Annotated in this window: 11 protein-coding genes; 5 read left to right on the forward strand and 6 right to left on the reverse strand. The window is 65.7% G+C overall.

The genetic code is table 11. The annotated features are described in order from the left end of the window. Positions 1-76: 76 nt before the first annotated feature. Positions 77-598, forward strand: coding sequence for a lipoprotein LpqH (locus BVC93_RS10635; RefSeq protein WP_083737134.1), 522 nt, complete (start codon positions 77-79; stop codon positions 596-598). Position 599: 1 nt separating this feature from the next. On the opposite strand, the gene BVC93_RS10640 is transcribed toward BVC93_RS10635, so the two are convergent. The 5 genes from BVC93_RS10640 to BVC93_RS10655 are packed head-to-tail and all read right to left on the reverse strand — an operon-like array spanning position 600 to position 4,888. After that, a complete protein-coding gene (locus BVC93_RS10640; protein WP_083737135.1) occupies positions 600-1,058 on the reverse strand; it encodes an NUDIX domain-containing protein in 459 nt (152 codons plus the stop codon). Further along, positions 1,051-2,409 (reverse strand): WS/DGAT/MGAT family O-acyltransferase, encoded by a 1,359-nt coding sequence (locus tag BVC93_RS10645; protein WP_083737136.1) that lies wholly within the window; start codon positions 2,407-2,409, stop codon positions 1,051-1,053. The genes BVC93_RS10640 and BVC93_RS10645 overlap by 8 nt, the downstream gene beginning before the upstream one ends. A 17-nt stretch (positions 2,410-2,426) precedes the next feature. Next, positions 2,427-3,338 carry a M56 family metallopeptidase gene (locus tag BVC93_RS10650; RefSeq protein ID WP_083737137.1) on the reverse strand — a complete coding sequence of 304 codons (912 nt, stop codon included), beginning with the start codon at positions 3,336-3,338 and terminating at the stop codon, positions 2,427-2,429. Then, positions 3,335-3,712: a BlaI/MecI/CopY family transcriptional regulator gene (locus BVC93_RS33025; RefSeq protein WP_157516855.1), complete on the reverse strand. Its 378-nt coding sequence runs from the start codon at positions 3,710-3,712 to the stop codon at positions 3,335-3,337. The genes BVC93_RS10650 and BVC93_RS33025 overlap by 4 nt, the downstream gene beginning before the upstream one ends. Before the next feature lie 9 nt (positions 3,713-3,721). Next, positions 3,722-4,888 carry a L,D-transpeptidase gene (locus BVC93_RS10655; RefSeq protein ID WP_335583131.1) on the reverse strand — a complete coding sequence of 389 codons (1,167 nt, stop codon included), beginning with the start codon at positions 4,886-4,888 and terminating at the stop codon, positions 3,722-3,724. Between the two features lie 228 nt (positions 4,889-5,116). On the opposite strand from BVC93_RS10655, the gene BVC93_RS10660 reads away from it, so the two are divergent. Continuing rightward, positions 5,117-5,773 (forward strand): SGNH/GDSL hydrolase family protein, encoded by a 657-nt coding sequence (locus BVC93_RS10660; RefSeq protein ID WP_083737138.1) that lies wholly within the window; start codon positions 5,117-5,119, stop codon positions 5,771-5,773. 30 nt (positions 5,774-5,803) lie between these two features. On the opposite strand, the gene BVC93_RS10665 is transcribed toward BVC93_RS10660, so the two are convergent. Beyond that, on the reverse strand, positions 5,804-7,150 hold the full coding sequence (locus BVC93_RS10665; RefSeq protein ID WP_083737139.1) for an NAD-dependent succinate-semialdehyde dehydrogenase: 1,347 nt from the start codon (positions 7,148-7,150) through the stop codon (positions 5,804-5,806). A gap of 145 nt (positions 7,151-7,295) precedes the next feature. Here BVC93_RS10665 and BVC93_RS10670 point away from each other — a divergent pair, with 145 nt between their 5' ends. From BVC93_RS10670 to BVC93_RS10680, 3 genes are all read left to right on the forward strand, one after another. Further along, entirely contained in the window at positions 7,296-8,231 is a 936-nt protein-coding gene (locus BVC93_RS10670) for a threonine ammonia-lyase (protein ID WP_083737140.1), read from the forward strand. Positions 8,232-8,753: 522 nt separating this feature from the next. Next, on the forward strand, positions 8,754-10,436 hold the full coding sequence (locus BVC93_RS10675; protein WP_157516857.1) for a hypothetical protein: 1,683 nt from the start codon (positions 8,754-8,756) through the stop codon (positions 10,434-10,436). 348 nt (positions 10,437-10,784) lie between these two features. Next, positions 10,785-12,563 carry a hypothetical protein gene (locus BVC93_RS10680; protein WP_083737142.1) on the forward strand — a complete coding sequence of 593 codons (1,779 nt, stop codon included), beginning with the start codon at positions 10,785-10,787 and terminating at the stop codon, positions 12,561-12,563. Positions 12,564-12,565 lie beyond the last annotated feature (2 nt).

The raw sequence follows: 12,565 nt of genomic DNA on the forward strand, positions 1-12,565 counted from the left end.
AACGGGTAGACCACAGCGAACCATACTGCTGAGAGCCCGGCCAACGACGGCGGGGCGTGGGAGAAGGAGTACACCGGTGAACCGTGCCTTGGTAGTTGCCGTCGGCGGCGCCGCACTCGCGATCGGACTGTCCGGTTGCGGAGGGAAATCAGCAGAGGACACCGCCAGCTCGGCTTCCGAGACCGTGGAGAGCGGCGCCAGCTCGGCCACCAGCGTCATCACATCGGCCACCGATGCCGCCAAAGGCAATCCGCCACCCGGTTCGGCCACCGTCACCATCGACGGGCAGGAACAGAGCATCGAAGGCCAGTCGGTCTGCACCAATCTCGGTGGCAACATCCAGATCGCCATCGGCAACGCCACCCAGGGCATCGGCGCACAGGTCACCGAGGCCGACCCGCCCGTGGTCAAGCAGGTGGGGCTGGGCAACGTCAACGGTGTCGCACTCGGATACGCCGAAGGTGTGCCAGGAGGTGAGGCGACCGCCGAGAAGGACGGCAACACCTACAAGATCAGCGGCAGCGCAACGGGTGTGGACATGGCCAACCCGATGCAGCCCATGACGAAGACCTTCGAGATCGCCGTCACCTGCCCATAGATCAGCCGACTGCGTCCGGCAACCGGTCCAGGAAGGGCAGCTGACTCTTGAGCAGCTTGGTCCGCGCCACGTCAACCGGAACCCAGGCAGCACGATCCACTTCGGGGAACTCCTGCATGCGACCCGACCGGGGTGGCCATTCCATCTCGAAGGTGTTGCTGCGGGTGTCGGTGATGTCGAGATCGGCGCCGACGGCGAAGGCTGTCACCACCTTGCCGGACTGACGCACTTCACCGAGTTCGGTGCGTGGCCCCTGGGGCACGTCCAGTCCGAGTTCCTCCGCGAACTCGCGCTGCGCGGTGCTCCAGGGATCCTCACCGATGTTGTACTCCCCCTTGGGAATAGACCAGGCACCGTCATCCTTGCGCGCCCAGAACGGTCCGCCGGGGTGGACGATGAGGACCTCGAGGCCGGCATCACCACTGCGGTAGAGCAGCAGCCCGGCGCTGAGTTTAGGCACCGACCGCCCGTTCCAGGTCTTTGAGGGCATCCTCGAGATGTCCCAGCAGGCGCTGCAGGTGCGGGACGCTGCGACGGCAGCCCACCAGTCCGAAGTCCAGGTTGTCGCCGTTGTTGGCCATGGTGATGTTGAGCGCCTGCCCGTCCAGCGCGATGGACAGCGGGTAGTTGCCGTCCAGCCGAGCTCCGTTCCAGTACATGGATTTACGCGGCCCGGGCACGTTGGAGATGACGATGTTGAACGGCGGCCGGGTGGTGCCGACGAAACCGGGCACCATTGCCAGCCCCAGTGCCCCGATGTTCACCGCCGACAGCGCCAGCGCCTGCACCTTCGGCAGTTGCGAGAACACCTTTTTGTTGCTGCGCATCGAGTCGCTGATGACACCCAGGCGGGCCGCGGCATCCTCGACGTCGGTACCGAGGTTGCACAGGATGGCACCCACCTGGTTGCCCCCGGTGTCGGCGTCGTCGTCACCGCGCATGCTCACCGGCACCATCGCGATCAACGGGGTCTCCGGCAGCGCACTCTGCTCGGTCAGGTAGGCACGCAGCGCACCGGCGCACATCGCCAGGATGGCGTCGTTGACCGTCACACCCGCTGCCGTCTTGACCCGCCGGATGCGGTCCAGCGGCCACGACTGCGCGGCCACACGCCTGGCCCCGCCGATGTTGACGTTGAACATCGTCTTCGGAGCAGCGAACGGCAGCGTCAACTGCTGCTCCAGCAGCGCCGCCCGCGCCAACCCCAGCGTCGAAGGCACAAGTGCAGCAAGCGATCCCGCGGCCCCGAGCACGTCCGGCAGCAACGCCCGGCCAGGGCTTCTGGGCCGGACACGATGCGGCAGATCCCACGGCACCCGCACCTCGGTGTCCTCCGGGTCCTCGCTCAGCGTGCGCTCGACGAGCTTGAGCGCCGACACCCCGTCGATGAGCGCATGGTGGCATTTGGTGAGCACGGCGAAACGCCCGTCCGCCAGTCCCTCCACCACGTAGGTCTCCCACAGCGGCCGGTGCCGGTCCAGCAGGCTGCCGTGCACTCGGGAGGTCAACTCCAGCAAGTCGCGGATCCGGCCCGGCTGCGGCAGCGCCGAGCGACGCAGGTGATAGTCGATATCGATGTCGTCATCGAAAGCCCAAGCGAGATTGGCGATCCCGCCCAGTATCGTCGACGGGTGCTTGCGGAACATCGGTGCGAATTCGGTGTGCGCGATCATCTGCTGGTGCAGTTCGCGGACGTAGTCGGGGCCGGCGCCGGCGGGCGGGCGGTAGAGCTGCAACCCACCAACATGCATGGGGTGTTCGCGGGATTCACCGACGAGAAAGATCGCATCGGTCGGCGAGATCAGTTGCATAGCTCACAGTAGAGCCTTCAGGGGTGCGGCAACATCAACATCGCCACAGGCACCACGATCAGCGCTGTCAACGTGGCCGACAGCAGGATCTGCTGGCGCACCCGAGCGGCCACCGGAACGGGGTCGGCCAGCCGCAACGCCCTGGCCACCACCGCGGTGTCCCCGGCGGCCAGGGCGGTGCCCGTCGCACGAGGCTGGCCTGCCAGCGCCACCAATCCGTTGAGCAGAGCCACGCTTCCGTGCCTGCGGGCGGCGGCGTCGTCGGCCGACATCTCCACCAACCGCGCCACCGCACGGGTCCCCTGGCGCACCAGAGGAATCCAGGGCAGCGCCCCGGCAAGCGCGTTGAGCACCATGAGCAGCTGCGGGTGACGGCCGCGCAGATGTGCCCGCTCGTGGGCCAGGACCGCGTCGAGTTCGTCGGCGTCCAGGCTGGACACCGCCCCCGAGGTCACCACGATGGCCGACGGACGGCCCGCCACACAGTAGGCGGCACGCTGCTCGGAGGTCACGATCACCACACCGTCGCGCACCCCCAACATGCGGGCGGAGTAGGCGTGTTCGCAGCTGCGTTCCGACAGCCGGCGCACGGTGCGTACGATCCGACGGGTCACCATGGCCGTGCCGAGCACCGCGGCGGCGGCGACGCCGATCAGGACCAGATCACCGATCCAGCCGAAGCGGTGCATCGCCAGCAGCACGTCCATGCAGTACCGCACGGGGTCCGCGGCGCCGTGGGAGACGACGAAGTTCACCATCAGCCCGGCGCCTGCCACCACCCAGACGACAGCGGCGACCACGATGGCCGACAGCCACAGCAGCACGGACAGCCGTGGGCTGGCACCGTTGCGGGTGATGCGGTCCAGCAGTGCGGGACTCACCCACGCCAGTCCGGCTCCGTACATCAGCAGACAGGCCGTGCCGGTCACGACACCGGCCGCCCGCGTGAGACCTTGCGCAGCGCCGCCCGCAGCGCGTCCGATTCCTCGGGGTTCATCTTGTCCAAGAAGAAGCTCAACACCAGGTCGGTGTCACCGCCGGAGTGGAAGGCGTCGGTCATCAGGTTGGCCGAACGTTCTTCACGCGACATCGCCGCCCAGTAGCGGTAGGCCTTTCCGTCGCGCTCGCGCTCCAGCCACCCCTTTCGATGCAGGTTGTCCATCGTCGACATCACCGTCGTGTAGGCGATGTCGCGGTGTGCGGCCAGCTCGACGAAGACGTCGCGCACGGTGACCGCATCGTCGCAGGCCCATACCTGGTCCATCACGACGGCTTCGAGATCACCGAACCCACGCTGTTGCACGGTGTGAGGCTAACCGTTGGCGAGCTGTTGTAGCGCGCTGCCGGCCAACCACGTGTCCCAGGGGACGCTCCAGTCACCGTTCTGCCACTGCTCCAGCGGAGCGCCGCCGGTGTTTCGGACCTCGACCACGTCACCGGGCTGCGCGAATTCGTAGAACCACTCGGCGTTCTCGGCCGACAGGTTCAGGCAGCCCGCCGAGACGTTCTGACTTCCCTGCGCCCAGACGGTGCCTTCACGCTCGTGCAGATAGATGCCGTCGGGGCTGATCCTGACCGCGTGCGCGACGCTGACCTTGTAGCCGGCCGATGCGCTGGTGGGCAGTCCGTAGGTGGACGAGTCCATCAGCACCGGGTTGGCTTTCTCCTGCACGGTGTAGATGCCGGGCTGGGTCCAGAACGCGATGGTTCTGCCGCCGACCGTGGTGGTGCCACCGCGGCCCATCGATGTGGGCATGGTTCGCACCAGTTTGTCGTCGACGAAGACGCTGACCTGTTTGGTGACGTCGTCGGCGATGGTCACGTGCTTGGGTCCGATGACGAAATCGACTGCACTGTCTTCGAGTCCGTAGACGCCGCCACCCAGGTCGACGCCGTAGATGTCGGCGTTCACTCTCACCTTGGTGCCCGCCGGGAAGTACTCCTTGGGCCTCCAGTGCGCCTTGCGGTCGTTGATCCACATCCACGCGCCCTGCACCGGCGGCGAGGTGGTGACCTTCAGCTGTCGTTCGGCGGCGGCACGGTCGGGGATGTCGGTGTCGAACTGCGCGACCACGACGGTGCCGACGCCGTAGCTGGCGCCGTCGACCAGGCGGGAGCCCAGGGTGCTGCGCAGTGAGACCGATGCCTGCTGTTGAGGAACGGCGGTGGAGAACGTCGACGTTCGGGTCACGGTGGCGGCGTCCGCGCCGAGGCCGGTGGCGGTCACGGTGTAGGTGCGTCCGTATCCGAGGGGTTCGGCGGGCATCCATTCGGCGCGGTCGCGGGACAGCACGCCGTCGACCACCTTGCCGGATTCGTTGGTCATCACCACGTCGGTGAGGGTGCCGGAGCTGGCCTTCACCCGGACGGCGTTCACGGGGGCGACGTCGCGCTGGTCGGATGCCGGTTCGATCGTCATGGACAGCGGCTTCGGGGGTGCGACAGCCTCGGGCGCCTGAGTGACCTCCGGCGCAGCCACCGAATCCACCAAACGTGTTGCAGATGAACCAGTTTGGACAGCGGCGACTGCCACGATCACCAGCCCTACGCCGAAGGCCACCCGATTTCGTCGGCGATCGAAGAACAAGAAACAACTCCGGAGGTCGGTGCACTACGCGGTCGGGGGTACAGCAAGGTCTACGCACCAACATAGTAGGTGGGAACGGACGGTCGCGCGGCCTCGTGACGTGACCGTAGCCTGACCGGTATGAGCACCAGACGGATCCTGTGTTTCGGCGACTCACTGACGTGGGGATGGATCCCTGTCGAAGAAGGTGTGCCCACCGAGCGGTTCCCGCGTGACGTCCGGTGGACCGGCGTGCTGGCCGACCTGCTGGGCGACCGCTACGAGGTGATCGAGGAAGGCCTGTCGGCGCGCACCACCACCGCCGAAGACCCGGCCGACCCCCGGCTCAACGGTTCGCAGTATCTGCCGTCGTGTCTGGCCAGCCATCTGCCGCTGGACCTGGTGATCCTGATGCTCGGCACCAACGACACCAAGGCGAATTTTGGCCGCACCCCGTTCGACATCGCCACCGGTATGGGAGTGCTTGCCACGCAGGTGCTCACCAGCGCCGGTGGCGTGGGGACCAGCTATCCCGCGCCGCAGGTGCTGATCGTGGCGCCGCCGCCGCTGGGCGAGCTGCCCCACCCCTGGTTTGACCTGGTGTTCTCCGGCGGCCGTGAGAAGACCGCCGAGTTGGCCCGCGTGTACAGCGCGCTGGCGTCGTTCATGAAGGTGCCGTTCTTCGACGCCGGCTCGGTGATCAGCACCGACGGCGTGGACGGGATCCACTTCACCGAGGCCAACAACCGCGACTTGGGCGTCGCCCTCGCCGAGCAGGTGCGTGCCCTGCTCGGCTGAGCGCCGCCTCGTCGACCCGGCTGGCCGTGTCTAGCCCGCGATGCGGATCAGCTTCTTGTTGACGAACTCGTCGATGCCGAAGCGGCCGAGCTCGCGGCCGAAGCCGGACCGCTTGACCCCGCCGAACGGGAGCTCGGCGCCTTCGGCACCGACGGCGTTGACGAACACCATGCCGGCCTCGATCTTGTCGGCAACGCGCTTTGCCTGCTCGGAGTCGGTGGTGAACACATAGGAGCCCAGCCCGAACGGGGTGTCATTGGCCAGTTCGATGGCCGCGTCCTCGTCGGCAACCTTGTAGACCGTGGCCACGGGCCCGAACAGCTCTTCCTTGGCAGACGCCTTGTCCGGCGACACCCCGGTCAGCACGCCGGGCGGGAAGAACGCCCCCTTGCGCTCGCCCACGGAAGTCAGCGTGGCACCGTCGGCCACCACCCGCTGGACCTGTTCTTCGAGCCGCTCTGCCGCGGCAACCGAGGACAGCGGGGCCAGCCCCTCCGCTTTGGCCAGCACCTTCTGGGTGAACTTGTCGATGAACTCGTCGTAGACGTTCTCGGTGACGATGATCCTCTTGGCGGCATTGCAGGCCTGGCCGGTGTTCTCGAAGCGGCCGTCGACGGCGGCCTCCACCGTGGCGTCCAGGTCGTCCGCGGACAGCAGGATGAACGGGTCGGAACCGCCGAGTTCGAGTACCACCTTCTTCAGGTTCCGTCCGGCGATCTCGGCAACGGCGGCGCCGGCACGCTCGGAACCGGTCAGGGACACACCCTGCACCCGCGGATCGGCGATGACCTCGGCAATCTGTTCGTTGGTGGCGTAGACGTTGACGTAGGCCCCCTCCGGATAGCCGGCGTCGAGGAAGATCTTCTGCAGCGCAGCCGCGGACTCCGGGCATTGCGGTGCGTGCTTGAGCACGATGGTGTTGCCCAGCACCAGGTTCGGGCCGGCGAAGCGTGCCACCTGGTAGTAGGGGTAGTTCCACGGCATGATGCCCAGCAGTACACCCACCGGCCCGCGCCGAATCAGCGCGCTGCCTTCACCGTCGAGCAGGTCGATGGGCTCGTCGGCCAGGAACTTCTCGGCGTTGTCGGCGTAGAACTCATAGATCGACGCGCTGAACTCGACCTCACCCACCGACTGGTCCAGCGGCTTGCCCATTTCGCGCTGGATGATCGCGCCCAGTTCGTCCTTGCGCTCGTTGTGCAGGTCGGCGACCTTGCGGATGAGCTCGGCCCGCTGCGCGACGGTGGTGGACTTCGACCACTCCTTGAAGGCCTTGGCAGCCGATGCCACCGCCGCCTCGATCTGTTCACCGGTTGCGGTGGGGTACTCCTGCACCACGTCACCGGTCGCCGGATCAACAACCGCGTACAGACTCATGCCCTGCCCTTCGTCGTCTTTTCAAGTTTTGGACGCGGATTCTGTACCCCAGACGCCATCTGAGGAACCGAATCCGTCTCCGCTCCATCCTTCGCCGGAATGCGACGTTGCGCCAGCGCTTGGACAAATCGGGGACAATCCCACCATGCAGCTGGTCACCGTCGACGACATCCGCGCAGCGGCCGAGCGGATCCGGGAGTCGGTGGTGCGAACCCCGCTGGTCCCCGCGTTGTGGGCCGCCGATCTCTGGCTCAAGCCCGAGAGCCTGCAGGCCATCGGCGCGTTCAAGGTGCGGGGCGCGTTCAATGCCATCGGCAGCTTGGACCCCGCCGTCCGGGCGCGCGGGGTGGTTGCCTACTCCAGCGGCAACCACGCGCAGGCCGTCGCCTACGCGGCCGCGCAGTACGGCATCCCGGCGCACATCGTGATGCCGGAGGAGACGCCCAACATCAAGGTCCAGGCCACCCGCGACCACGGTGCCGAGGTGCTGCTCTGCGGCGCAGGGCAGCGTGAGAAGGTGGCCGCCGAGGTGGTCGAACGCACCGGCGGCGTGCTGGTTCCGCCTTTCGATCACCCCGCGATCATCGCCGGGCAGGGCACGGCCGGCTTGGAGATCGCCGAGGACATGCCCGATGTCGAGACCGTGTTGATCCCGGTCAGCGGCGGCGGGCTGGCCTCCGGCATCGGGACCACAATCAAGGCGTTGTGTCCACAGGCCAGTGTCTACGGGGTGGAACCGGAGTTGGCCGCCGATGCCGCCGAGAGCCTGCAACTGGGCCGACGGGTGGAGTGGTCCATCGAGGACCGCAACCGCACCATCGCCGACGGACTGCGGTCGGTGCCGTCGGAACTAACGTTCACGCACCTGCAGCACGTACTCGACGGCATCATCACCGTCACCGAGGACGAGATCCGCGATGCGGTCCGCGAGCTGGCCTTGCGCGCGCACCTGGTGGCCGAGCCCAGCGGAGCTGTGTCGCTGGCAGCCTTTCGCAAGTCGTCGATCCCCTTCGGTCGGACCGTCATTGTCGTCTCGGGCGGGAACATCGAGCCGACGCTGCTCAGCGAGATCCTGAGCTGAGCCCCACAGCCAAGGTGTGATCCTCGTCAATCTGATGTGTCCGTGTGGTTGCCATCACGAAAACAAGATTGCTGGTAGGTAACCGACGCACTGCCCCACAACCGGCGACGCCGGCATATTCAAGTTATGCAGAGGTTTACCTCGTTAACGTCAATTGATCTGCGTCAATATTCTTTGGACGCTGATTTGGCAATGTTTACCTAGCTCAACTAGATTCCACATATTTAACGCTATGGTTCGTTTGCTATGGATGCCTACCAGGCTTGGGTCGGAACGAATCTGCACGTTTGCATCCATCTCAAAAAAACTCTTACCCAGGAATTTTGCTAGTTTCCTTAACGCAACCTGAGATCCGGCTTACGATCTCTCACACAGCCCATCCGTAACTCAAGGGGGACCCCGACCATGCAAATCTCGCTTCGCTCCTACCTGACTGCCGGCGTATCGCTAACTGCAGCCACTGCCATCGCCATGACCCCGCTCGCCATCCCTGCAAACGAGCGTGCAATCACGATCCCCAACGTGTCGATCTCTGACATCCAGCTGACCGTGACGCCGGCCGAGATCGTCGCGTTCTTCGACAACCTGCAGGACGAACTGGCCGACTTCAACGCCGGCATCGCCGAGCTTCTCGGGATTCCGGGCGTAACCCTGGCCGACGGCCTGCAACTGGCCATCGACACCAACGAGGAGTTCTTCGCGACGCTGAGCGGGCTGACCGACAACCCGAATCTCATCGCGATCCTCGATGCGCTCGAACTCGGCGTCAACGACGGACTCGAGTCTCTTCAGGGCGCCGTGATCGATGCCAACTCCAACCTGGTGCTGACCACCCGGAATCTGGCCGATCTGCTGACCAGCACCATCACCGGCTCGCTGTCGAACGTGCTCTCCACGTTCGTGGGCGTGCTGAACAACCCGCTCGACGTCAGCGCCTACGCCGCTGTGCTGAGCACCGGAGTGGTGGGCACCGGCCAGCTGTTCGCCAGCAACGGACTGTCGGCGATCCAGGAAGTCGGCGACTCCGGCTTCGACTTCGCCTGGACCGGTTTGGATCTGGCCGACTACCAGATCTACAACGCCCTCTACACCGTGGGCGACCTGCTGGATGCGACCAGCGCCGCGACCGGTAGCGACCTGATCGTCGCCATCAACGACGCCATCCAGAGCATCACCCTGGCACCCGCCCAGGCCATCCGTGCCGTTGCCTTCGACACCACGTTCGACGTCCTCGACGGCGCGTGGACCGGATTCGACCAGATCTTGGGCGGCCTGAACAACGGCTACACCTACATCGACCCCGAGACCGAGGAGGAGATCTTCGTTCCCGGCCTCGTCAGCATCGTCGGTAACTCGCTGCGGCTCGCCATCAATGTGGTGGGCCAGGCCCCGCTGAACCCGGCCAACTACCTGGAAGCCGGCGGCGTTCTGATCGCCGGCGGCTTCGACGGCTTCAACAGCAGCGTCCGCACCGTCGGCAACGTCGCCCAGATCCCGTTCAACGTGGGCATCGAGATCACCGGGGACATCACCCAGACGATCACCGGCCTCACCCTCGGCTTCGCCACCGCGCTCAGCGACATCCTGACCGCGCTGGGAATGCCTGCCGAAGTCGCGAACCTGCCGGTGGCCCTGGCCGACGGCCTCAACGAGGTGATCGCCGGCGGCGCCGCCGCGTTCGCGGGCGGGCTGGGCATCGCCTCGGCGCTGATCGAAGGCGGTGCCACCACCGTCATCAACATCTCGAACGACATCGAGCAGGCCATCTTCGGGGTCATCACCGACCCCGATCCCGAAGAGGCTGCGGGCGCCACCATGCTGTCCGCTCCTGGTGGTGCTTCGACGCAGAAGGTCGCCACCGAGCCGTCCGAGGACCCGGCGCCCGTCGCCGAGGACAACACCGAGGAGGAGACTCCCGCCGAGGACGCCACCGACGAGGAAGCCCCCGCCGAGGAGGACGCCACCGAGGACGAGGCAGAAGCACCGGCCGACGACGCCACCGAGGACGATTCCGAAGCCCCGGCCGACGACGCCTCGGCCGACGACGATTCCGACGCCAAGGAAAGCCCGTCCTCTGCCAGCGAGAAGACCGAGCGCGGCACCAAGAAGGCCGAGCGTGACGCCGAAAAGGCCGAAAAGTCGGACAACAGCAGTTCCAATTCCGGCGGCGGTTCGGACTCCGATAGCGGTTCGGACTCCGAGTAGCACCCACCTCACCGAACGGGCCCATTCCCGCAGGGAGTGGGCCCGTTTGAGTGCGGCGAGGTCGGATGGCTACTCGCGAATTCTTCTCGCGAACGTCAATTACCTTGCTGAAGCGCTTCACTGCCCAGAACTAGCAACTTTGCAGATCGGCTAGAAGCGCACCTAGCCAGCCAAACCCTTTCCGTTTGCTAACTATCATCCACCCGGGACGCGAGCCTTGAAATCGCGAAAGCTAGCGCATCGCATTAGCGTCTCAAACTGGGAATTTACCGCTTTCCTTAACGCAACCTGTGAGCTAACCTACACTCGTCAACGATTCAGCCCGTTAACTTGAGGACGCTCACACCCATGCAGATCACGGCCCGCTCATACCTGACCGCCGGCATTTCGCTAACTGCGGCCACCGCTTTGGCCCTCACCCCCATCGCGATCCCTGCAAACGAGCGGGCCATCACCGTTCCGAAGGTGACGACGGCGGACGTCCAGCTGGCGGTAACCCCGAGCGACGTCATCGAGTTCTTCGACAACCTGCAGTCGGAGATCGCAGCGTTCAACGCGGCCGTCGCGCAGCTTGCGCTGATCCCGAGTCAGAGTGTGGTCGACGGTCTGCAGGCGGCCATCGATCTGAACAACGATATCTACAACACCCTGATCAGCTCGACTGACAACCTGACGTTGCAGGCGCTGTTCGAAACCCTGCAGATCAGCACCGACAACAGCCTCCGGTACGTGCGTGATGCGGTCGGATACAACGGCGAGGTCGTCGTCTACTCCCACGAGGAGATCGCCGACCTGCTCAGTGGCATCGTGACCGGCTCCATGTCGAACGTCCTGGCCGCCGTCGTCGGCGTGCTGAACGACCCGCTGACATTCAGCAACTACGCCAACCTGGTGAATTCGGGTATCGCCTCGGCGGCGCTGCTGGGTAACAACTCCGGGGAGATCGTCCGCAGCGCCACCGACATCCCCTTCGAGCTCACCTACACCCAGCTTCACCTGGCCCAGAGTGAGATCAACAACGCATTCCGCACCGTCTCCGGTCTCGTCAACGTCGGGGCGATGGCCACCGGAAGCCAGCTCATCCAAGCTGTCGCCGTCGCGGTCGAGAGCATCACGCTGCTGCCCGCGCAGCTGGTCGTCAACGCGCCGTTCAGCCTGGCCAACAACACGATCGGCGCGGTGGACGAGGGGCTCACCGCGATCCTCGACGGCATCGTCGGCTACGACGCCGGCGACGGCCTGCGCGCCCCCGGACTGATCACCATCGCGTCCACGGTGCTCCAGATCGCCGTCACACAGATCGGCCTCAACCCGCTGGACCCCCAGCGCTATCTCGAGGCGGGCGGTGCCCTGATCGCCGGCGGGTTCGATTCGTTCAACCTCACGGTGGACACCGTCGGCTCCGTGGCACGCGTCCCGGGCAACTTCGTCTACAACCTCTTCACCCCGGAGCCAGGAACCGAAAGCCTGACGTTCTCGGTGATCCGGATGAACGACCTCATCGCGAACTCGATCGCCGGCGTCCTGTTCGAACTGGGCCTGCCCGACGACATCGTGAACGTGCCGCGGGTCATCGCCACACAGATCAACAATGTCATCACCGCCGGCGCCAACCTGGTGGTCGGTGGCGTCGAGATCGCCGACACCGTGATCGGGGAGACCACCAGCTTCCTGATCACCGTGTCCAACGACATCGAGAACGCACTCTTCGGCGCCCGTCCGCCACAGCAGGAAGAGAACTTCAGCGCGCTCGCCGCTGCGGCCGACGAATCGGATTCCAAGCCCGCCGACAACCGGTCAGGTGACGTCGTGCTGGCCGTCGACGACCAGACCGATGAACCGGTCGAAGAAGTCGCCGAAGAGGAAACGCCTGTCGAAGCCGAGGCTCCTGTCGAGGAAGTGCCGTCCGACGAAGACGTCGATGACACCGAGCCCGTCGACGAGGAGGAGCCGGCGGACGAGGAACCCGCCGAGGACGACACCGCCGCTGACGACGAAGCCACCGACGATGCTCCTGCCGATGACGCCGGCGCAGACGAGGGCGCCGACGACACCTCGGGAAGCGACGACACGAAGTCCGAGAAGTCCGACACTGCAAGCACTTCGGACTCCAGCGACTCCGAGTAATC

The sequence above is a fragment of the Mycobacterium sp. MS1601 genome, from assembly GCF_001984215.1.
Taxonomy (GTDB): domain Bacteria; phylum Actinomycetota; class Actinomycetes; order Mycobacteriales; family Mycobacteriaceae; genus Mycobacterium.

Coding starts and splice junctions, on each gene's coding strand:
- BVC93_RS10680 (WP_083737142.1), top strand. CDS start 10,785: ATGCAGATCACGGCCCGCTCATACCTGACCGCCGGCATTTCGCTAACT.
- BVC93_RS10665 (WP_083737139.1), bottom strand. CDS start 7,150: ATGAGTCTGTACGCGGTTGTTGATCCGGCGACCGGTGACGTGGTGCAG.
- BVC93_RS10670 (WP_083737140.1), top strand. CDS start 7,296: ATGCAGCTGGTCACCGTCGACGACATCCGCGCAGCGGCCGAGCGGATC.
- BVC93_RS10660 (WP_083737138.1), top strand. CDS start 5,117: ATGAGCACCAGACGGATCCTGTGTTTCGGCGACTCACTGACGTGGGGA.
- BVC93_RS10645 (WP_083737136.1), bottom strand. CDS start 2,409: ATGCAACTGATCTCGCCGACCGATGCGATCTTTCTCGTCGGTGAATCC.